The 23074-nt window shown below is 52.4% G+C and carries 16 protein-coding genes and 1 pseudogene; 16 read left to right on the top strand and 1 reads right to left on the bottom strand.

Translation table 11 applies throughout. The annotated features are described in order from the left end of the window. The first annotated feature begins 106 nt into the window (after window positions 1-106). On the top strand, window positions 107-1429 hold the full coding sequence (locus LY85_RS08000) for an aminopeptidase P family protein (RefSeq protein WP_243122508.1): 1323 nt from the start codon (window positions 107-109) through the stop codon (window positions 1427-1429). A 514-nt stretch (window positions 1430-1943) separates the two neighbouring features. Further along, window positions 1944-2306: a PaaI family thioesterase gene (locus LY85_RS07995; protein ID WP_279231015.1), complete on the top strand. Its 363-nt coding sequence runs from the start codon at window positions 1944-1946 to the stop codon at window positions 2304-2306. Window positions 2307-2320: 14 nt separating this feature from the next. Here the strand turns inward: LY85_RS07995 and LY85_RS07990 are convergent, their stop codons facing one another. Continuing rightward, the gene (locus tag LY85_RS07990; RefSeq protein WP_141826205.1) at window positions 2321-3196 is read right to left on the bottom strand and encodes a LysR family transcriptional regulator; all 876 of its coding nucleotides are present in this window, start codon (window positions 3194-3196) and stop codon (window positions 2321-2323) included. 328 nt (window positions 3197-3524) lie between these two features. On the opposite strand from LY85_RS07990, the gene prdC reads away from it, so the two are divergent. From prdC to LY85_RS07925, 14 genes and pseudogenes are all read left to right on the top strand, one after another. After that, the gene (prdC, locus tag LY85_RS07985) at window positions 3525-4865 is read left to right on the top strand and encodes a proline reductase-associated electron transfer protein PrdC (RefSeq protein ID WP_141826204.1); all 1341 of its coding nucleotides are present in this window, start codon (window positions 3525-3527) and stop codon (window positions 4863-4865) included. After that, window positions 4849-6603 carry a D-proline reductase (dithiol) proprotein PrdA gene (prdA, locus tag LY85_RS07980; protein WP_141826203.1) on the top strand — a complete coding sequence of 585 codons (1755 nt, stop codon included), beginning with the start codon at window positions 4849-4851 and terminating at the stop codon, window positions 6601-6603. Before prdC ends, prdA begins: the two co-directional genes overlap by 17 nt. 33 nt (window positions 6604-6636) lie before the next feature. Further along, a complete protein-coding gene (locus LY85_RS07975) occupies window positions 6637-6852 on the top strand; it encodes a CBO2463/CBO2479 domain-containing protein (protein ID WP_141826202.1) in 216 nt (71 codons plus the stop codon). Between the two features lie 26 nt (window positions 6853-6878). After that, window positions 6879-7607 (top strand): D-proline reductase (dithiol) protein PrdB, encoded by a 729-nt coding sequence (gene prdB, locus LY85_RS07970; RefSeq protein ID WP_038325717.1) that lies wholly within the window; start codon window positions 6879-6881, stop codon window positions 7605-7607. 18 nt (window positions 7608-7625) lie between these two features. Continuing rightward, on the top strand, window positions 7626-8507 hold the full coding sequence (locus tag LY85_RS07965; protein WP_141826201.1) for a DMT family transporter: 882 nt from the start codon (window positions 7626-7628) through the stop codon (window positions 8505-8507). A gap of 137 nt (window positions 8508-8644) precedes the next feature. After that, on the top strand, window positions 8645-9526 hold the full coding sequence (locus LY85_RS07960; protein WP_038325713.1) for an ABC transporter substrate-binding protein: 882 nt from the start codon (window positions 8645-8647) through the stop codon (window positions 9524-9526). Between the two features lie 149 nt (window positions 9527-9675). Continuing rightward, on the top strand, window positions 9676-10344 hold the full coding sequence (locus LY85_RS07955; RefSeq protein ID WP_141826200.1) for an amino acid ABC transporter permease: 669 nt from the start codon (window positions 9676-9678) through the stop codon (window positions 10342-10344). A 13-nt stretch (window positions 10345-10357) separates the two neighbouring features. Continuing rightward, complete coding sequence (locus LY85_RS07950) at window positions 10358-11098, top strand: amino acid ABC transporter ATP-binding protein (RefSeq protein ID WP_141826199.1); 741 nt, start codon at window positions 10358-10360, stop codon at window positions 11096-11098. 51 nt (window positions 11099-11149) lie between these two features. Next, window positions 11150-11743, top strand: a complete 594-nt coding sequence (locus tag LY85_RS07945) for a cytidylate kinase-like family protein (protein ID WP_141826198.1) — start codon at window positions 11150-11152, stop codon at window positions 11741-11743. Between the two features lie 36 nt (window positions 11744-11779). After that, window positions 11780-12799: pseudogene (locus tag LY85_RS19520) on the top strand (proline racemase family protein); the annotation flags it as partial. Beyond that, window positions 12794-13387, top strand: a complete 594-nt coding sequence (locus LY85_RS19515) for a TetR/AcrR family transcriptional regulator (RefSeq protein WP_243122649.1) — start codon at window positions 12794-12796, stop codon at window positions 13385-13387. The pseudogene LY85_RS19520 and the gene LY85_RS19515, both read left to right, overlap by 6 nt. 333 nt (window positions 13388-13720) lie before the next feature. Next, on the top strand, window positions 13721-19834 hold the full coding sequence (locus LY85_RS07935) for a glucoamylase family protein (RefSeq protein WP_243122648.1): 6114 nt from the start codon (window positions 13721-13723) through the stop codon (window positions 19832-19834). Between the two features lie 35 nt (window positions 19835-19869). Next, on the top strand, window positions 19870-22302 hold the full coding sequence (locus LY85_RS07930) for a hypothetical protein (RefSeq protein WP_141826195.1): 2433 nt from the start codon (window positions 19870-19872) through the stop codon (window positions 22300-22302). 259 nt (window positions 22303-22561) lie between these two features. Beyond that, entirely contained in the window at window positions 22562-23065 is a 504-nt protein-coding gene (locus LY85_RS07925) for a DsbA family protein (protein ID WP_141826194.1), read from the top strand. Window positions 23066-23074: the final 9 nt, after the last annotated feature.

Below are 23074 nucleotides of genomic sequence, written 5' to 3'. Positions count from 1 at the left end.
GATGGACACACAATCACAATATAACTCTAAAAATGCAGTGCTGAAGGCGGTGGCGAAACCCTCTGATTCGGCATGTGCATACCCGGTAGCTTTAACGGACGAAACAATGAAAGAGAGGCGGGAAAAGGTCTATTCTTTGATGGAGCAAAAAGGCTTAGACTGTTTGGTGATTTACGCCGACTTGGAACATGGCGCCAATTTCGAATATCTGACCGGATTTCTTCCTAGATTTGAAGAGGCGTTGCTTGTATTGCACAAAAATAGGAAAGCGTACCTTTTGCTGGGCAATGAAAATCTGAAATTTGCGAATTATTCTCGAATAGATGCCAGCGCCATTCATGTTCCCTGTTTTTCCCTTCCGAATCAGCCGACGAATAGTCCTTTTAATATGAGGGAATTGCTTGAGCAGGCGGAAATCAGGAAAGGGATAAAGATCGGACTTGTTGGATGGAAATATTTCACCGGTAACTTGGAATCCAACCGCTCCTTGTTTGATATCCCCTATTATATCGTTCAGAATATCATTGATATTATTGAAAACCCGTCCGATGTCATGAACGCTGCCGACTTATTTTTATGCTCCCCCTATGGGGTGAGAGTAACCAACAACGCCAATGAAATTGCTCATTATGAGTTCGGTTCGTCGCTTGCTTCCAATTGTGTTTTACAGGCGATGGACGAACTTCAGACAGGAAAAACCGAGATGGAGATTGCGAATTACCTGTCCAGATACGGGCAGCATCATAATGTGATTACCATTTGTGCTACAGGGGAACGGTTTCAAAACGCGAACATTTATCCCACGGACAAAAAAGTGTTGCTCGGAGACAGAATATCGCTGACGTCCGGATATAAAGGCGGGCTTTGCAGCCGGGCCGGCTATGCCGTTTACAGTGCCGATGAGCTTCCTGCCGGCGTACAGGATTATTTGAGTGTTCTCGCCGCCCCATATTTTACATCCATTGTGGCGTGGCTTGAAAATATTCATATTGGGATGCGCGGAGGAGAATTATATGATCTTATTGAGGCGGTGCTTCCGAAAAGCAAATACGGCTGGAAGCTGAATCCCGGACATCTGACTTCTGATGAAGAGTGGCTTTCCTCGCCGATTTATAAAAATTCGGTTGAAACTTTAACAAGCGGCATGCTTTTGCAGACCGATATTATTCCGTCGGTAACGGGATATGGAGGAGTCGGTTCGGAAGACGGCATCGCTTTGGCCGATGAAGAATTGAAGTTCCGGATTCAGGATCAGTATCCTGTTTTATGGAATAAATTCGAACGCAGAAGAAAACACCTTGAGAATGTTTTACACATTCGAATTCACCCGGATGTTCTTTTGCTGTCCGATACGGTAGGATATTACAGGCCGTTCTTTTTGAACAAAGATACTGCTTTTGTTTATGAAGGTCCGAAGACACAGGGGTGACATCGTCTGTATAGCCAATTCGCTCCTTCGTTCCTTTGCCCCTAGCTGCAAAACAATCAAGCCAGTCAACTATAGCTGTTGACTGGCTTAATTCATATCTTTACGTTAAATTGTTACCCGAATTATCAGGAGCCGAAAGGTTTTCCCCGCCGGGGAAGGTTTTTACGACCAAATTTTAGGTGTGAAATCTGCATTCTTGTTCAACGCGGTTCCTTCGCTTAAATTTAATGCTTGCAAAAGGCCACGGTTTCAGTAATAATATTATTGTTATAAAAGCAGGTGTGGATAATTAAAAAATGGCCTTCTCTGTGCGCAGCGGCAGTATGCCCATTTTATCATGAGCTGTGTGGAGCAGAAAAGAAGCACCATTTTGAGCAGCCATGCGTGGAACCGAATACATAAATTACATAAAAAAGAAGACAATCATGCCTATGTGACATGGGATGTTTTACCCGGAGGGAAATAAGTGGATAAGGAAACCTTGATTGGATTTAGAAACGATGGAAACGACTTTATGAGGCATAACGGTATATCTGTAAAGTCATATCAAAGAGATTGTGTGGAGGTGGAATTGAGGATTGGGGCGTGCTCTCTCAATCCATTCGGCATCCTTCACGGCGGTGCTTATTATACCATGGCAGACTGTGCGGCGGGTGCTGCGGCAAGAAGCAACGGCGGCCGCTATGTAACACTGAGCGGAGGGCTGAATTACATCAAGTCTGTTTCTCAGGGAACGGTTACTGCGAAAGGATCGGTGATTCACCGCGGGTCCACCACCTGTATTCTCCATGTGGATATTACGGATGAAGAAAGCGCTGTGTTAGCCGAGGGAGACTTCACCATGTTTTGCATTGAGCCCCCGCCGGCGGATAGCTAACAAATTCAAATTGTCTACTCGCCCGTTTTCAGCTTTTGCTTTGCAAAATCGGCGAATTTCCGGGCGGCCGGCGGCAATTCCGCATAGGAACGCATGGCTATGCCGAGTTCGCGGCAGAAAAAGGGCTTCAGCGGCAGCGCCGTGATCCGCTCCGTATAATCCGTCAGGATCAGTTCGGACAGGATGCTGATGCCGAGATGATGAATGACCATAGAGATGATCGCGCGGTCGTCCATAGAGGAATATTTCATGTCCGGATGAACCTTGCAGGTTTCCAGGGCATGGTGTATATCGTAGTCCGTCCCCACAGCCGAAATGATAAACGATTTCCCCTCAAATTCCCCCATGGGAAACGCGTCGCGCGATGCGAGCGGATAATCCTTTGGCAAAACCGCCATAAGCGGGTCGCTGGCGAGCGGAATCCAGTCCAGCCCGCAGGGGCGCGGCAGGCTCAAAAACCCGAGATCGACAATATTTTCCTGAATCCACTGCAGAATGTCATCGGCTCCGCCTTCCTTTAATATAATGTCAATATGCGGATACCGCTCTTTGAACTGATGCAAAAGAGGGGGAAGCCAGTGGACGGATATGCTGGAATACGTCGCGATGGTCAGCTCTCCTGCTTCCAGACCCTGAATCGCATGGATGGTCTGCTCCAGCTTTTCGGTTTCGGAAAGAACATTGCGGATCAGCGGGAGCAAAAGCTCCGCGTTGGGCGTGGGGGTCACTCCCCGCTTGGAACGCACAAACAGGGGGAAGCCGAGCTCCGCCTCCAGCCCTTTCAGGATATGGCTGACGCCGGACTGAGAATAGCCGAGGCGCTCCGCGCTTTTCGTAAAGCTCCTCGTCTCCGCGACATCCTCAAACAGCTTGTATTTACTGATAACCATCCTGCACGGCGATCTCATAAAAACAGGAATTCTGCCCGGAGGCTCTCCAAAATGTCCGGAATGACTTTGCCGCGCAGACTGGTTTTATGGCGGATTGCCGAATCCACCCCCCTTTTTTCCAGTATAAGGAGAAATGACACCTGTGTCAATGTAATACATGAAAATAACTAATGGATAACATTCAAAATGCGAACTTTACTAATCGATAAAGTGCATGTATAATACAAAGCATAATCTATTCAGGGTTCTTTTATCATACGTGTCAAGGGCGACAGAACGCGAAAGCATCTGCCGCCCTTTTTGATTTTTTTAACAGGGAATGAGTGCGGTGACTGCGGAATATCGTTTTTATCTGAAACAGAATATCGGTGCCCAGTCGGAACCGGTCGTCCGGCAGGGCGACCGGGTGGAGCGCGGCGAACGGATCGCCGCAAAGCCGGAGGGCCTCGGCGCTGCCCTCCACAGCAGCGTAACCGGGACCGTCGTGCTGGTGACGGAGGATGAGATCGTCGTCCGGGATACGGGCACCGACTTTTCTTCCTACAGAAGGCTTACGGGAAAAACCCCGTGGGAAAGGGTGGAGGAAGCCGGGCTCGTCGGGCTGGGCGGGGCCGGGTTCCCGACCGCCGAAAAGCTGCGGAGCCGGCTCGGTTTGAACGCGACGGTTATCGTAAACGCGGTGGAATGTGAGCCGATCCTGTGCCACAATATTGCGCGGATCGAAGAAGAGGCGGGCAACCTGTTGGATGCACTGCAGATTGTCATGGACCTGATGAAGGCCCCTAACGGGATCGTAGCAATCAAGCGCAGGCATACGAAGGCGGTCGCCGCGCTGTGCACCGCGGACCGCGGCGGCAGATACCGTATCGCGACGCTGGAGGACCTGTATCCGATGGGAGAAGAAAGAGCCGTTGTCCGTGAAACCATGGGAGTCCTGCTTCCCCCCGATTCACTTCCTTCTGAAGCGAACGCCGTGGTAATCAACGCGGAAACGGCGCTGCGTATCCGCGAGGCGGTCGTTCTGCAAAAACCGATGATCGACAAGGATATCACCGTGGCCGGAAAACTCAGGGAAAACGCCGGAGTGAAGGTCTTGAGGGACGTTCCCGTCGGCAGGAGGGTTTCCGATGTGTTTGAGATGGCCGGCGGCCTTGGAAACGAATACGGCGAGCTGATCATGGGCGGGCCGTTTACCGGAAGCCGCACGACTCCGGCGGAGGCGGTCCGCAAGACGACCGGCGGCCTGCTCGCTGCGGAATGTTTTCCCAAAGGGCCGGAAAAAATTGGGCTTCTCGTATGCGCTTGCGGCGCAAACGAAAACAGGATGCGTGAAATCGCGCGCGGTCTGGAAAGCAGCGTCTGTGGTGTGGCCTGCTGCAAGCAGGCGGTCAAGGTCAAAAGCGCGTATAAATGTGAGAACCCGGGACATTGTCCCGGTCAGATACAAAAGGTGATGGAGCTGAAAAAGCAGGGGGCACAGGCACTGCTGATCGGCAACTGCACGGATTGTTCCAATACCGTGATGGCCTGCGCTCCAAAGCTGAACCTGAAAGTATACCATACCACCGATCAGGCGCTGCGTGCGGTCAATCATCCGCTGGTACGCAGAATGCATCCGGATGAAAAAAATGGAAAGAACAGGAGCGAAGCCAATGTCTATGACGACTGAAACGCTGAAAGCCAATTTGAAGGAACCGGCCATTTTCTGCTGCAGACGCCGCAGGGGGACCGTAATCAGTGCTGCGGATCTGGAAGACCCCAGCCTGTTTGACGACATGGCAGAGGCGGGGCTGCTGACACTGAGCGGCGATGCGCTAACCGTAGAGGAGGCTTTGGGCGCCACGTTGCTTGCGGACTGCGAAGCCCTGGCCCCGATCCTGCCGTCCATGGTGGAGGGGGCGCGCAAAACCGAAAAGGAAAAAGCGGAGCGGCCAGCCCCCATGGAAACCGGAGAGCCCGCAGGCACACTATTTGCGAAAGGAGCGTCGGGTATGATGCATATCGAAATCAAAAGTCTGGAAGGGTTGTCCCTTGATCTGCCGTGGCCCGGCCTTTTCCCCTCGGAGGCTGTGGCAGCCGCTGCACCGGCTGCTTTATCTGCCGCTGTGCCGTCCGCCGCGCAGGGGGAAGGCAAAACGCTGCGGACGCTGACAAAAAAATATTTTCAGGTGGCCGACGTGGTCATCGGGGAAAAGACCTCGTTTGAAAACGGCGTCCTGACGTTGGACCGGGGGCTGCTGGAGAAGGCGCTTCAGGCCGACCCGCTTGTAAAAGAGATCAAAATGGACGTCATCAAGCCCGCCGACCGCCATATTTACACCGACACGATCATGGACGTATGCCCGATCGCCGCCAAGGTAAGCGGTACGCTCGGCGAAGGAGTCACCCATGTGATGGAAGGCGCCGTTTTCATGCTGACCGGCGTGGACGAGGACGGCACTCAGGTGCACGAATTCGGTTCTTCGGAAGGGTATCTGGATGAAAAGATGGCGTTCGGCAACCCCGGCTGCGCGGACGAGAACGATATCATCATCCGCGTGGAAACGGTCATTCAGCGCCATACCGGGATGGAACGCCGCGGGCCGCTGGCGGCGCACAAATGTGAGGACGTCATCATTCAGGCGGCGCGCGACGTGTTAAAGACGGCAAATCAGGCCCCGCTGCGCGAAGAAATCTGCCGCGACGTAAAAAAATACGGCAGGCCGCGTGTGGTTCTGGTAAAGGAAATCATGGGCCAGGGCGCAATGCACGATAATATCCTTTGCCCGAACGAGCCGTGCGGCGTGACGGGCGGGCAGAAAAACGTGGATCTCGGGAACGTCCCGGTCATGCTTTCCCCCAACGAGGTGCTGGACGGCGGCATTCACGCGCTGACGTGTATCGGCCCGTCCACCAAGGAAATGACGCGCCACTATTTCCGCGAGCCGCTGGTCAGGGCGCTGGCGGCGGATGAGGAACTGAATCTTCTCGGCGTCGTCTTTGTGGGCAGCCCCCAGGTGAATGATGAAAAAACCTTTGTATCCGAACGGCTGGGCGCGTGGATGGAAGCGCTCGGGGCCGAAGGCGCCATCGTTACAACCGAAGGCTTCGGCAACAACCACATCGATTTCATTTCCCATATCGAGCAGATCGGCAAACGAGGCATCCCCGTCGTCGGCGTTTCCTTCTGTGCCTATCAGGGCCAGCTGGTGGTCGGCAACCGGTATGCGGACGCAATGATCGAGCTCAACAAAGATCAAAAGGGCTTTGAGAACGAGGTCGCCGGCTGCTCGGAAATCTGCCCGAAGGACGCGCTGCGCGCCGTCCAGATGCTGAAAAACAAGATGATGGGCGTCGAAATCAAGCCGGCTCCCAAAAAATGGTCGCAGCAGGTAGTCGACGGCAACAATCTTCTTCTGGGCCTGTAAAAACAGTCTGCGAAGAAATAGGAGGGCCGCCCGATGCAATACGAACTGAACCCGATCCTGATGGAGGGAAAAGTGGTGGAGGTCAACGATACGGCTATCAAGGTCGATATTCAGGGAAGGCTGGGGGTCATCACAGTCCCGAAGCGCTGGGTCCTGACGGATTTTCCGCTGCGGCCCGGCCTGAAGGTGGAATTTTATTTCAGCTATCTGCAGGTGACCGAACCAAAGCAGGCGCCGCACGGCGCCTGAAACGAAATTTTGAACGGAGGCAAGCCATGAAACTGACGGTAGTAGAAGGGATGCAGTCTGAAATCTTTGTGCCGATCACGCCGAACCCGGTCTGGTCGGAACTGAAAAAGCCGCTGAACGAATGCAGGGTGGCGTTTATCACGGCGGGCGGCATCCACCAGAAAACCCAGACACCCTACGACACTTCCGGGGATTACACCTATCGCGTGATTCCGTCCGATATCCCCACTTCCGAGCTGATGGTCACCCACGGGGGATTCGACAACTCGGATATCAACAAGGATGTGAACGCCATGTTTCCGCTGGACCGCCTGCGGGAGCTGGTCGCGGAAGGCTTTATCGGAAGCCTTGCCGATGAGATGTACGGCTTTATGGGCGGCGGCGGAAACGTCGATAAATTCCGCACGGAAACCGGCCCGGAAATCGCGGCCAAACTGAAAGCGCAGGGAGTCGATATCGTGCTTTGCACCGGCGGATGCGGCACATGTCACCGTTCGGCGACGATCGTAACCAGATGCTGCGAGGCGGCGGGCATGTCCTGCTGCGTGATCGCGGCGCTGCCGCCCATTGCCAAGCAGCAGGGGGCTCCGCGGATCACCGCGCCGCACGTGCCGATCGGTTCCAACGCGGGCGAGCCGAACAATCCGGGGATGCAGACGGCGATCCTGAAGGATACGCTGAATTTCATCGCCCACGAGGCGGACCGCTACGGCATGTGCAAGGTGCTGCCGTACGAATACAGGCATAATGTCTGACGGTCCCGGGAACGGAGCATGAAAAAGCTGATTGTGGTTTTGGGCGTGGCCGGGTCGTCCCTGTCCGCTGTTTTCGTCAGGGTCGCGGACGCGCCGCCGATGGTGCTGGTTCTGTACCGGGTGGGGTTTGCGGCGGCGTTTCTTCTGCCGGTTCTGGTCCTCCGCTGCAGGGCTGAAATCAGGGGCGTACCCCCGAAATATTTCATATGCGCCGCCATCAGCGGCATGTTTTTAAGCTTTCATTTCACCGCTTACTTCCAGTCGCTGAGCTATACGAGCATTGCCTCTTCGGTCGCGCTGGTCGACACGGAAGTGTTCTTTATCGCTCTGGCAACGTTTCTGCTGTTCCGGGAAAAACTGGGAACCAAGCACTGGGCCGCGATCCTAGTCACCTTTTCAGGCACCGTCGTCATCGCCCTGGCGGATGCGGGCAGCGGAAACAACGTTTTGCTGGGGGATTTCCTCGCACTGACCGGCGCGTGTTTTCTGTCCGTTTATACGATGCTCGGCGTGTTCTGCAGAAAGAAAATGTCCACCACGGTCTACACCTTCACGGTGTATTTCTCTGCGGCGCTGACTTTGCTCTTGATTTTATGCGTGCAGCATGTTAAAATAACTCAATATCCCAGAGTCAACGTCCTGTCCGGCATCGGCCTCGCGGTGTTCTGTACGCTTCTGGGTCACAGCCTGTTCAGCTGGGTCCTGAAGTATGAAAAGCCGGCGTATGTGTCGGCCTCAAAGATGCTGGAGCCGGTTTTTGCCACGGGACTGGGGATCGCTTTTTTCCGGGAATTTCCTTCCGCCTATGTGGCGGCGGGCGGCGCCCTCGTTGTTTTGGGCATTGTCTGCTATACTCTTCTCAACTCCGAGGCCCGGCCGGCGGATTCCCCGGACGGTTAACAGGCAGTTTTACATTTTAATATAGGATCAGAGCAAAATGAATGGACAATGGTGTTTATTTTATAACATCCTTGTCTTTTTTTTATTCATTTTTTCTGTTCATATAAATTCAAAGTATTATCAAAGGAGGATTCAACATGAAGAAAAAACTTTTGTCCTTGATTTCCGTAGCGCTGACGTTTGCAATGACGGCGGTTATGCTGACTGGCTGCGCAGGCGGCACCGAAGCTGCTTCCCAGCCGGAGAGCAGCACGGCCCCGGCAGCGTCCTCGCAGGCGGCCGGTGAAAGCGCACCGTCCTTTCAGGGCGCGCTGAAAGGGGTCACGCTGGCTGTTGGCACCTCCGGCACCTACGCGCCGTTCTCCTATTTTAAAGAGGATGGAACAACCCTGCAGGGCTTCGATGTGGAATTTCTGAATGAACTGCAGAAGCTCCTTGGATTCTCCATCAAATCCGATAAACTGCAGGATATGGACTACGGCCCGCTGACCACCTCCGTGTCCCAGGGCCAGCTGGATGTTGTGGCGGCTGCTCTCTGCGCCACGGATGAGCGCAAAAAGACCATGAACTTCACCGATACCTATTATGACGCGGGCATCGTGGTCGTCGTGGGCGAGAACAACAACGACATCAAAAGCGTGGACGATCTGAAGGACGGCAAATATACCGTGGCCGTTCAGGCCGGCACCATCGCCTATGAATACGCCGCCGCCAACCTGCCGGAAAAATGCCTGAAAACCTTCGACTCCCAGTCTCTCGCCTATAAAGCCGTGGAGGGCGGGCAGGCGGACGCCACGATCTACGACGCGCCCGGCACGGCCTATTCCATCAAAACCGGCGAGATCAAGCTGAAGATCGTCGGGGATGAATTCTACAACGGGCAGGCGCCTTACGCTATCGCTCTTTCTTTCAACATCTGCAAGGCGAATCCCGATATCGTCCAGAATTTCAACGACGCCATCGCTTACCTCCAGTCAAACGGAACCATCGATCAGCTGAAGGAAAAATGGTGTGAATAAGCAATGAACCGCCGGCGCGGCCGGCCGCAGATCCGCTTTTTTAACGTCTTTTTCCGGCGGATTTCCTCCCGCTTTGCGTACAAACGGGCTTTTCGCCCCCTTGTACGCGGGCTGCGGCGGAGAAGCCCACATTGAAAGGAGGTGTTCCAATGGATTTGGAATCCGTCAAGAATATTGCTCCCATGCTGCTCCGCGGGCTGAAGCTGACAATGGAAATTTCCGTAGTCGGCATCCTGATAGGCTTTCTGATCGGATCGGTTTCCGGGTATGCCCTGCACGGACATTTCAAGGCGGGCAGACGTATAGCCGGCGTTTATATCTGGCTGATCCGCGGCACACCGCTGGTGGTGCAGGCGCTGTATGTCTATTTTGTGGTCCCCCTGCTGATTTCCGCGGCCACGGGAACGAATTTTACGTTGGAAAGCACGGCGGCGGGCATCATCGTTATCTCCCTGAATTCCGGCGCGTTTATCTCCACCATCGTAAAGGGTGCCCTGGACGGTGTGGAGATCGGCCAGACCGAGGCGGGAAAATCCCTTGGGCTGACAAACAGGCAGATCATGTGGCATCTGATCGTCCCACCGGCGTTTCAATCCATGCTGCCTGCGCTGTTCAACCAGTTTATCATTTCCGTGAAGGATACGGCCCTGTTGTCCATCATATCGGTCAATGAAATGACCAGGCAGACCCAGAATTATATTGCGCGGACCTTTCAGACTGTTCCGGCCTACACGGTCTGCGCTCTGTTTTACTTAGTATTGCTGTCCATACTCATGGTACTGCAAAAATTTATCGAAAAGAAATTCAGTTTGAAATAGGCGGGTGACGAAAATGAGCAGCCCACTTTTACAGATCAGTCATCTATCCAAAATTTTTGGCGATCTGGTGGTTTTGAAAGATATCAACATCGAAGTTTCCGAGGGAGAGGTGGTATGCATCATCGGTCCCTCCGGTTCGGGGAAAAGCACGCTGTTAAGATGCATCAATCAACTGGAGATTCCTACCTCCGGCGATGTTTTTTATAAAGACCAGAACATGTGTGATAAAAAGGCCGATATCCGGAAATTCCGGGAGGAAGTCGGCATGGTGTTCCAGCGCTTCAATCTCTTCCCGATGAGAACCGTCCTGGGAAACGTCGCGCTGGCGCCGGTGCTGACAAAGCGCAGGAACAAGCAGGAGGCCCGCGGTAAGGCCGCAGAGCTGCTGGAGCGGGTGGGCCTGGAAAGCAAAAGGGACGCTCTGCCGTCCACCCTCTCGGGCGGGCAGCAGCAGCGGGTAGCCATTGCACGGGCACTGGCCATGGACCCTGTCGCGCTGCTTTTTGACGAACCGACGTCGGCTCTGGACCCGGAGCTTGTGGGCGAGGTCCTGAGCGTGATGCGTCAGCTTGCAGCGGACGGCATGACAATGGTCGTGGTCACCCACGAGATGGCGTTCGCAAAAGACGTCGCGGACCGCGTCATTTTTATGGATAACGGCTATATTGTGGAGGAAGGGACTCCGCAGGAGGTACTGGAAAGCCCGCGGGAAGAACGGACGAAGGCTTTTCTGTCCAGATTCCTGGCGTCTTAGCGGTCCGCGGCAGCGGACCGCCTGCGGCAAAGAAAGACAGGGGGGAAAGGTTTGGAAAAATATGTGGTCACCATAACAAGAGATTTTGGAAGCCTTGGGCGTCCGATCGCCAGACGATTATCCGAACTGCTGAACATCGAATATTACGACCGCGACATTGTGGAAGCGACCTCGGAAAAAATGGGAATGCCGGTTTCGGTGATCAGCGACGAGGAGGAGAGAGGTTCCAACTTTTTTCGGATGCTGTTTCCGCTTGGAACGGAGTCGATGGAGCGGCAGGCGCGTATCTTCCAGACGCAGAAGGACATCATCGCCGGCCTGGCGGAAAAAGGCTCCTGCATTATCGTCGGCCGCTGCGCCGACTATATTCTCGCTGAGGAAAAGAACGCGATGCACGTTTATATCTATGCGCCGTATAGGATCCGGTACGACAACTGCCTGAACACGCTGGAAATGAAGCCGTACGAGGCAAAACGGATGATCGAGGCGGTGGACAAAGCGCGCGGCAATTATCATAAGCAGTATGCCAAATATGCCCCGGATGATCCTAATCATAAGGACCTGATGGTAAACAGCGGGCTGCTGGGTGTTGAGGGAACCGCGAGGCTGCTGGCGGAGGCCGTCAGGCTGAATTTCGGCGGATAAGGAACAGGATAAATCCATATTTGCGGGAGGAACGGCATGGATATCAGGCCCAAAACGGGCAGTTACGCGCACTGCTTCAAAACCATCGATTCCCACACCGTGGGAGAAGCGACGCGGATCATTTACGAGGGGTTTCCGGAGCTGCCCGGAAGCACGATGATGGAAAAGAAAAAATATCTGGAAAAAAATTACGACCATTACCGCACGGCGCTGATGCTGGAGCCGAGAGGGCACCGCGACATGTTCGGGGCGCTGATTACCGAGCCGGTGAACCCGGAAGCGGATTTGGGCGTGGTTTTCATGGACAGCGGCGGCTACCTGAATATGTGCGGCCACGGCAGCATCGGGACCGCCTCCATGGCGGTTGAAACCGGACTGGTGGCGGTGAACGAACCGTATACCGAGGTCGTGCTGGATACGCCTTCCGGCATTATCCGCGCGAAGGTGCGCGTGGAGGGCGGCAAGGCGGTGGAGGTCAGCATTCTGAACGTGCCTTCTTTTCTGTACCGGGAAAACCTGAAAACCGAGATTCCCGGGTACGGGATGATCCCCTACGATATCTCCTTTGGAGGCTCCTTTTTTGCGCTGGTCGATGCCGAAGCCATCGGCCTGGACCTGAAGGCCAAGTATATCGAGGAAATCACCGAGCTGGGAATGAAGCTCCGGAACCGAATCAATAAGGAAGTAAATATCCGGCATCCTTATCTGGATATCACCACCGTCGATCTGGTGGAATTCTATGCGCGTGCCGATCATCCGCAGGCCGATCTGAAAAACTGCGTCATCTTCGGGCAGGCGCAGGCCGACCGTTCTCCGTGCGGGACCGGAACGAGCGCCAAAATAGCGGCCTTATACGCAAAAGGGAAACTGGGGCTGAACCAGAAATTCGTTTACGAGAGCATGATCGGTTCGATATTCAAAGGCGAGGCCGTTCAGGAGCTGGAAATCAGCGGCATGAAGGCGATTGTTCCGCAGATCACCGGCAGCGCGTATATCACCGGCATGAACCAATGGATTCTGGACGATGACGATCCGCTGGAAGACGGTTTTTTGCTGGGAAACGTAAAAAAGGCGGAGCCGGAAAGCATCCGGACCAGGATCGTCCGGGCGGCGTGGAAGCTGTTCCGGGAAAAGGGCTTCCCCGAGACCCGCACAGCCGACGTGATCGGGCTGGCCGGCGTATCCACCGACGAATTCCACAGCGCTTTTGAAAAAAAAGAGGATCTGCTGGATACGCTCGGAGATTTTTTCGATCAGAAATACGCTGAGCTGATGCTGGAAATGAACCCCCGGTTAAACCATTACGAGCAGCTGCTTTATCTGAACAGGGAGCTGTTCCGGCTGATTGAAACACAGGTGCCCTTTAACCTGGTTGTGTTTCTTTACACGCAGGATGTTGAAAAAAAGAAAAAGAGCCTTTTCAATGAGGAACGGCTCTACTTTAAGCTGATTATGCGCATCCTGCAGGAAGGGCGGAAGACCGGGGAATTTAAAAATTCGGATTCTGTGCAAAACATGGCGGAAATCTATGCCTCTCTGGAAAGGGGAATGATCTACAACTGGTGTGTGGCGGGCGGCGCTTACAGCCTGACAGAGAACAGCCAGAGCCTTTTACCCATCTATCTGAAGGAATTTTTAAGATAAAGCTTTGTAAAAACTGCAGAAATTTACAGCAATTCCATTTCAGCTTGCGAGACACGCAAACTTGTCGCAGAATCAACTGGAAATGCTGTAGTACAGGAAAGAAACGGCATTTTCTTACTTTTGAATAGAAGCTCCGTATCAGGGCATCCCTTTGTTTAGGGATGCCCTTTTTAAAGTGCCGCCGGGGTCCTGTTCATGATTGATGAATTTTTTTCGAATCCGAAATATGCAATGAGTTGCTATTTTTTATGGAAAAACAGACAAACTATCCGTAAAGAGATCCTGTCTTATCCGAAGGGTCTCTTAAATAAGGAGGAGCTTCCATTGCAGATCGTGTTGAAAAAAATTGACTTTTATATAGATTCCCCCTTTCTGCCGGTTGTTTTGCTGATCCTGATTTCCTTGTTCTGTTTTGTTTTGTTTATGCTGTACCGCAGACTGAACCATTTCGGCAGGAAAGTAAATTTTTCGATTTGTTCCCCGGCAGAAGGAGAGAAACCGGGCCCAAGCGAGTGGGAAAAGCAGATGCTTGATCTGGCGGAAAGCCACAGTCAGGTCAGACTGACCGGATATAGCTTTGTTCTGAATGATTATAATCAGGCCGCCTATAAAGAACTGAATAAAATCAGAGACAGCATCTCCGCCGTATCCGCCGATATGATTTCCCTGATTCCGGCGGCGCGCTGGCTTTTTGACAATTTCCAGATGCTGTACCGGGAAATTAAAAAAGTGCGTACCTCGGGAACGGACTATGCTGTATTGCCGGTTCTGAAAGGGAAGGAATACCGTAATTTTCCCCGCGTTTATGTTGTGGCAAAAAAGATGGTGGCTCTTTCCGGCGGACACCTGAGTGAAGAAAATATTTCCGTGATGCTGAAGGCATATCAGCAAAAGATACCGCTTACGGACAAGGAAATCTGGGTTTTACCGGAAGTGCTGGGTTTTTGCCTTCTGGAAGAGATCATTGCAGCCGCGGATGAAATCCTTCAGATGATCGATGTGAAGTCGAAGGCGGAAAAATTTCTGCAGGACAGGCTGACGGATCAGCAGGGGCCGGCCGATCTGTCAGCACTGCTGTGCAAAATAGAAGAGGATTCCTTAAAGCGGAACTGCTCGTTCCATGCCCACGTCGTCTATCTGCTGAAAAACATGTCCTTTGACGAGGCTTCCATACAAAGCTATCTGGAATATCATTTGGCTTCCCCGGAAAAACAGGTGAAGACCTCCGGCATCTTTCTGGAGGAAGGAAAGATCGAATCGTTTCTTGAGACAAATATCCGGACTCTGATTGTCAGCCTGAGGGATATCAATGAAGTGGACGAGGAAAAATTCTTTGAGGAATATTCCTGCCTGGAGCAGATTCTATCGCAGGACCCGGACGGTATCTATCAGAAGATGGATTTGGAGTCCAGGGGCATGTACCGCGGAGTCATCGTGAAATTATCGCTCCGTTATCATCTGATGGAAGAAAAGATAGCCAGGGACTGCCTGGAGTTGGCGGTCCGGGGAAGGGAGGACCTTCATTGTTCCCATCATGTGGGGGCCTATCTTTTGGGGAAAGGCTATCCGGTTCTGAAAGCGAAGGTGTTGGGAGAACCGATTCCCCAAAAAATCAGGAAAACGAGGAATGGAATGGGTTTCCTTTATTTCCTTACCCTGTTCCTGATCACTCTGGGACTGGGTGCCTGCCTGTTCCAGGCTTTCGGGGTCCTTGGCGGGCTGCAGGATACCGGACGGCAAGTGATCGTCCTTCTGGCTGCCATGCCGCTTCTGATCGGTATTTCCATAGAGATTACCAATTTTATATTCACCAGAAAAATCAAGGTCAAGAAGATTCCTTCTCTGAACTATCTGGAGGAAATACCGGAGGAAGCAAGGACCTTTGTGGTCATGCCGGTCATCGTCTCCTCGAAGGAACAGGGTCTGGAGTACATGGACCGTCTTCAAAAGCATTATCTGGCAAACCGGCAGCCGAACCTTTTCTTTGCGTTGCTGCTTGATTTTGAGGATTCTCAGGACCAGTTTCTACCGAAGGACAAGGTGATTGAAAACGCTCTTGCCGCGCGCAGGAAAGAGCTGAACGAACTCTATCCGTCGGAGTACCCGCGGTTTTCCCTGTTCTTCCGCTGCCGCAAATGGAATCAGGCGGAAAACTGTTATATGTGCTGGGAGCGTAAGCGGGGAAAGCTGGAAGAATTCAATAACCTTTTAAATGGAGAGGAAAAGGAGAACACCACCTTCTCTTCTGTTTACTGCGACCAGAAGCTTCTTACCACCATCCGGTATGTGATTACACTGGATGCGGACACCAACCTGATCCGCGACAACGCCGCGAAACTGGTCGGACTGATCGATCATCCTTTGAATCAACCGATTCTCGATCTTGCCAATCAAAAGGTGGAGGAAGGCTATGTCATCATACAGCCCTCGGTAAGAAATCATATCGCGGATAAGAACGGCAGCAGGTTTACGAAAATCTTCGGGGGAGAATCGGGCCTTGCCCATTACGGAACCGTGATCTCGGATATCTACCAGGATATTTTCAATGAAGGAATCTATACCGGAAAAGGTATTTATGATATCAAAGCCTTCCGTAAGGTGCTTCAAAATAAGGTGCCGGAAAACCGGATTCTCAGTCATGACCTTTTTGAGAGCTGCTATGCACGGACGGCTTTTTCCAGCACGGCCAAGATCATGGACAGTTTCCCGAACAGCGTTTTGTCCTTTACCAAAAGGGAACACCGGTGGCTGCGCGGGGACTGGCAGCTGCTGCCCTGGCTGTTTGTGAAGAAGACCGCGGATGGGAGAAGCTTGTGCGCCCTGTCAAAATGGAAAATCTTTGACAACCTGAGAAGAAGTCTGGTTCCTCTGAGCAAGATTCTGCTTCTGCTGTTGAATCTGGCATGGATGCCGCTGGCATATTATCTTTGGCTGCCCCTGATTTTCTTTAACGACCTTTTTTCCACGGTGATTCTGCTGCTTGCGGTGATTAACCAGAAGCTGATCCGGCCGAAGCTGGCCGTTATTTATAAAAGCTTTCTAAAGGAACTTGCCGTGATGCTGGAAAGAGCGTTTCTGGAGTTTACGATCACGCCCTACCGGGCGTATGTCGCATGCGACGCCATTGTCAGAACGCTGTACCGGCTCTTCGTCAGCAAAAAAAATCTGCTTCGCTGGAATACGGCGGAAGCGGTGGATGCCTCTATTGTCAATACGAGAAAAGGGTATTTTCTTACCATGTGGAGCTCTTTTCTTCCGGTGTGTGCGCTTGCGTTCCTTCTATTTATGGGATCTTTGAACCCCGCGGGAATGATTCTGACGGCAGTCATCCTCGCTGACTGGAGCTTTGCCTTTGAAATCGCGTACCGGATCAGTCAGCCGGAAAACAAGCTTCATCCGGGGGACAAAGCGCAGGACAGCGGGCTGCTTCTGGATACCGCGCGCAGAACCTGGCTGTTTTTCAAGGAGTTTTCCACGAAGGAAAACAACTGGCTCTGCCCGGATAATTATCAGATTTCCATAGCTGAAAAAGTCAGCGATAAAACATCGCCGACCAATATCGGACTTCAGTTTCTGGCGATTCTGTCGGCCAGGGACCTGGGATTTGAAACTTTGAGCGCTACGGTCGAAGCCGCGGAAAACCTGATGGATACGGTTCAGAAAATGCCGAAATGGAAGGGACATCTCTATAACTGGTATCATATTCAATCTCTCGAGGTGCTCAACCCCGCCTATATCTCCACCGTGGACAGCGGCAATTTCCTGGGTCATCTGGTCGTGCTGAAAAACGGCCTTTTAGAGCAGATCGACAAGCCGGTTTATCCGGACAATTTTCTGTCCGAGCTCAGGATTGCGGTTCAGAACAGCAATGAGGAAATTCTGCTGAGAACAGGCAATTCTGCAGGAAATAAGCTCAGGGCCGGGTACCAAAGCATCGGGGAGCTGATCGAGGATATCGCGGATATCTGGGAAAACTTAAACGGGAGGGAGCTCAGACCGGCTGCGGATTACCGCTGGACCAGACATCTGATGGACCTGATTGACAGTACCGTCAATGAAGCAGGGGCCTTAAAACTGAAAAAAGAGAGCTTTTCTTCTTATCCTGTGCTTCGCCGTATTGTAACGGAGGATCATCCGTTTGCAAACAGCATGATTCATCGGATCAAAGAACTCTGCAATCAAATAGACCGCCTTTTGGCAAATGTTGATTTTCGCTTTTTGTTTAACGAAAAAAGGATGCTGTTCCATATCGGGTATCATGTATCCTCACACACGCTGGACGACGGCTGCTACGACCTGATGGCGTCGGAATCGGCGCTCACAAGCCTTCTTGCGATCTCCATGGGCCAGGTGCCGTTAAAGCACTGGTATAAACTGGGGAGACCCCTGACCATGGTCAGCGGCATTCCGTGTTTCGTATCCTGGAGCGGTACGATGTTTGAATATCTGATGCCGAATCTGGTATTCAAGGAATATGAGGGCTCCGTCTACGAACAGACTTCCAGGGCGGCGGTACTTCAGCAAATCCAGTATGCACAGGAGGCGGGAATCCCCTGGGGGATATCCGAATCCCAGTATTACCGTTTTGACCTGAACTCAAATTACCAGTACAAAGCCTTCGGGGTCCCAAAGATAAGACTCCAGCCGGTCCGCAGAAATTCCCTTGTGGTCGCTCCCTATGCAACGATGCTGGCACTGGATATCGCGGAAGAGGAATGCATGAAAAATTTGAAGCGGCTGAAGAAATTAGGCGCCTTCGGCGATTACGGCTTCTATGAGTCGGTTGATTTTAACCTGCCGAATTCTGTGGAACTGACGCCTTATTGCATTGTAAAATCCTATATGGCACATCATCAGGGGATGAATCTGGCCGCCATTAATAATTATCTGAATGAGGGCGTCCTTCGGGAGCGGTTTCATGCGGAAATGATGATCAAGGCCTCGGAAGTCCTGCTCGAAGAAAAACGCCAGTCTTATTTGATTTCGATTGCCCGGCAGGGATATACGATCAGAATCGGGAAGTCCCTTTTTAGAGAAGACAGCTACAGTAACCGGTATGTCAACAGTACGGGCGTGAATTCGCCGGTCGTGGATTATCTGTCAAACGGCAAGTATTCCCTGATGATCACTTCGGACGGCGACGGCTTCAGTAAATATGAGGACCGGATGCTTTACCGCTGGCGATCGGATATTTACGAAAATACAGGCAATTATATCTATATTAAGGACATGGAACGGGGAAAGCTCTGGAGTGCCGCTTATCATCCTACAAGAACGGAGCCGGAGGATTACCAGGTGGTCTTCTGCCCGCACCAGGCGGAATTCAAACGCAGGGACGGGGATATTTCGTCGGACATGATCGTCAGCCTGGACGCGGACCACAACTTCGAGATACGCAAGGTTACCTTTACCAATCACGGGAATCGGGAAAAGCGGCTGGAGGTAACCAGCTATCTGGAGGTGGTGGACGACACCTATCCGGCAGAGCTGAGCCATCCTGCGTTCAATAAGCTCTTTCTGGAAAGCGAGTATCTGGAAGAGCAGGAAATCTTCCTCGCGAAAAGGCGAAGGAAGACGGAGGAAGATCATCCTTATGTGATGCACATGCTGAGAACGGGAACGAAACTATGCAAGAAACTGGAATATGAAAATGACAGAAAACGCTTTATCGGAAGAAACAATACTCTCGAAAATCCGGATTCTGTGGTGAACAGCAGTGCCTTTTTCAATCATTCGGGCTTTTGCAATGATCCGATTATGAGCCTGCGGGCACAATTCTGCATAGGCGCGGGGGAAACCGCCTGCGTTTCTTTTATTACCGGAGTGTGCGGCAGTAGGGAGGAAGCAATCAAAATAGCGGGAGAATTGAATGTCAGCTACCGGATCGACGATATTCTGGAGAAATTCAGGCTTCAAAAGAACCTGGAGTTAAAGTATCTGGAAATTACCAGAGCCCAGATGAACGCCTTCCAGGACCTGGTCAGCCCGGTCTATTATCCTGCGGGTATTTACCGGGGGCCGCATGAAAATATAAGACGGAACTTTATGAACCAAAGCTTCTTATGGAAATTCGGCGTATCCGGCGATCATCCCATTCTGCTTTTGACGGTTCGGTCCATTGCGGAGGAAAGAACCGTGAAGGACGTGTTAAAGGCTTACGAATATCTGAAGATCAACCGTGTTGCAGTGGACCTGATTATCCTGATCGATTCCAAGCACGGCTACCTTCAGGAGGTGGATGAATTAATCAACGACATGACAAGCTCTCTTCGGATTTATGATTCCGGAAACGAGAAGCCAAGCTTTTTCACCCTGCATACGTATGAGATGAAACCGGCGGAGATTGATCTGCTGTATACGGCAGCGCGGGTTGTATTTTCAGAGAAAGCGGGGATTTATTTTAACAATGTAAAAGAAAATCCGTATGAGTTACTTGAGAAATATTAGGCCTTCGAGGCCCAGCCTTTAAGGAGGAAGAGGCTTTGGACACAGCATATGCGCCAACAGCACAGGAGAAAGAAACAGAGAATCATGAATTTTTTAACGGCTTCGGGGCATTTGCCTGTGGGGGCAGAGAATATGAAATCCTGCTGGAAGGTGATAACAGGCCGCCGGCACCCTGGATTAACGTTGTCTCAAACAAGAACTTCGGATTCCAGATATCGGAATCGGGCGCGGGCTTTACCTGGAGTGTCAACAGCAGGGAAAATAAGCTTACGCCCTGGTCCAACGACCCCGTAAGCGACAGAGCCTCCGAGGCGATCTATATTTTGGATGAAATCACCGGAGAGGTCATGACTCCCATGTCCCTCGGAAGGTCCGACCGGGGCGTTTACCGGGTAAGGCATGGCTTTGGATACAGCAGGTTCCTGCATGAGGAAGCGTTCGTTGATCAGGAACTGACGGTTTTTACCCCTTTGGAGGAATCATTGAAGCTATGGAACCTGAAGCTGACGAACCGCTCGGATAAAGTGAAGTATCTGAGCCTGACCTATTATGTGGAATGGGTGTTGGGCACGCACTGGGAGCAGACCAATCCCTATCTTCTGACCTCTTATGACAATGAGCACGAATGTCTCTGTGCGAAGAACATCTATACCATGAACTTTCCAAACGTCTATTCCTATCTGTTCTCCAGCGAGACGATCGTCGGCTATACCGGAGACAGGCAGGAGTTTCTGGGGAAAAGGGGCGGCATCCGGGAACCGCGGGGAGCGGAAGTCAAGCTGTCCTGCCATACGGGGGTATGCTACGATCCCTGCGGAGCAATTCAGGTATCCGTCGCGATCCAGCCGCAGGAGAGCAGGATGGTGCTGTTCGGGCTCGGGCAGAGCGGCAGCCTGAACGGGATATACGAAATCAGAAACAAGTACAGGGACACCGCCGCCGCCATCAAGGAGCTTGACCGGGTGAAAGCCTATTGGGACGGGTTGCTGGGGACCGTGCAGGTGAAGACGAAGGACAGGGCGGTCGATATCCTGGTGAACGGCTGGCTGCTCTATCAGACGCTGTCCTGCCGCATTCAAGCGAGAGCGGGCTTTTATCAGTGCGGGGGAGCCTATGGATTCCGGGACCAGCTTCAGGATTCCCTTTCGCTTCTTTTTGCCGATTCCGGTATTCTGCGCAGGCAGATTCTGATTGCCTGCAGCAGGCAGTTTGAAGAAGGGGATGTCCAGCACTGGTGGCATCCTCCGATGGGGATCGGGGTAAGAACGAGAATCACCGACGATCTGCTGTGGCTGCCCTATTGCACCGCCGCCTATGTCCGAAGTACCGGAGACGCCTCGATTTTAAACGAGCAGGTACCTTACATCAGGGGCCCGGCGCTTCAGGAGGGCCAGCAGGATGCCATGTTCACCCCGGAAATATCCGAACGTTCCGGAAGCGTTTATGAGCATTGCAAAAGGGCCGTTGAGCGGACGCGATTCGGGGAACACGGGCTTCCTCTCATGGGGGGAGGCGACTGGAACGACGGCATGAACGAGGTCGGAGCGCAGGGGAAAGGGGAAAGCGTCTGGCTGGCGTGGTTTTTGTATACCGTGCTGGGGGACTTCCTTCCTTTGTGCGGCCAGACAGGCGACGGGGCCTACGGCCGGGAATTGGAGCAGAAACGGGAAAGCCTGCTGCAAAGCATTGAAGAGCACGCCTGGGATGGGGAGTGGTATCTTCGGGCCTTTTACGACGACGGCACGAAGCTTGGCTCTAAGGAAAACGACGAGTGCAGGATCGACTCCATCAGCCAGTCCTGGAGCGTGATATCCAAGGGCGCGAAAAAAGAACGCGCGAAAACAGCGATGCAGTCGGCATGGCGTTATCTGGTAAGGGAGGAGGAAGCCCTTTCCCTGCTTCTGGCGCCTCCCTTTAATAAGACGGCCAAAAACCCGGGCTATATCAAAAATTATATCCCCGGCATACGGGAAAACGGGGGCCAGTACACCCATGCGGCGGTCTGGCTGGCGATCGCCGCGTCGATGCTGCCCGACTGTAACATGGCGAAAACCCTGTTCACCATGCTCAACCCGATTTACGTTACCCAAAACAGGAAGGACGCGCTCAGGTACGAGAAGGAACCGTATGTCATGACGGCGGATATCTCCCTCAGCCCGCCCTATACCGGAAGAGGCGGGTGGAGCTGGTATACCGGTTCCGCTGGCTGGATGTATCAGGGGTTGTTAAACTGGTTTCTGGGCATCCGGAAAGAAGGAAATGAGCTGGTGATTGATCCGGCGACACCCGCAGGTTTCGGGGACTTTTCCGTTGAATACAAATATGGGAAGTCCCTCTATGAAATCAGGGTGGAAAGCAGAAGCAAGGGAACGCTGACAACGGAAGCCGTCACCGTGGACGGCAGGCTGATTCAGGGAAACAGAGTCCTGTTAGTGGACGATGGAGAAAAGCACTGCGTTGTTGTATAGCTGTCCGGACTGTTCCGGGACAGCAGAAACGAAGCATCTTCATCAATGTCAATGTTTCACAGCCGGAGAATACGGACTCTCCCTTCGCTGGGGGAATCAGTAATAGAATGAGCCTGTGGATTCATAAAAGACCGCAAGCTCATTTTTTATCCATCTGTTTATTGTTTATATTCGGTATCTGCAGTATAATAGAGTCAAATTATGTCAGATAAAATCCTTGTTTATCTGCAACAGGAAAGATTCAGATATGGTGATCAAAATGAAACAGGAATTAGAAGTCTTTTTTGATTATGCCTGCCCTTATTGTCTTCAAGCGCACGGGTATTTGACCGAACTCATGCCGGATTATCCGGATGTCGACATAGTTTGGCGTCCCTGTGAATCTCACCCCAGACCGGACCGGTACGGCCCGCATAGCGATCTGTGCATACAAGGCTATTTCTTTGCCGTGGAAAACGGCGTTGACGTTTGGGCCTATCATGACCGTATGTACCGGGCCGCTCTGAAGGAGCATGTCGATGTCGAAAGCATTGACGCGCTTTCTGACTTTGTGCGTGATTTAGTGGATGCCGATGCTTTTCAGCTGGCGCTGCGCCAGGGGATTTATCGCAGGGCGCTGGCGGAGGCAAATGAACTTGCCTTCGAATGTTCCGGCGTATGGGTTGTTCCGGCGTACCGGATGGAAAGCCGGAAAATTGACGCTGTTGAGAATGTCGGCGTTTCCAAAGAACAGCTTCGGCATTTTCTGGATCATGCTCGTTAAAGAGGTCCG

It is taken from the genome of Clostridium sp. KNHs216 (genome assembly GCF_006714885.1).
Classification (GTDB): domain Bacteria; phylum Bacillota; class Clostridia; order Oscillospirales; family Acutalibacteraceae; genus Caproiciproducens.
This window is presented reverse-complemented; position numbering and strand designations above follow the sequence as displayed.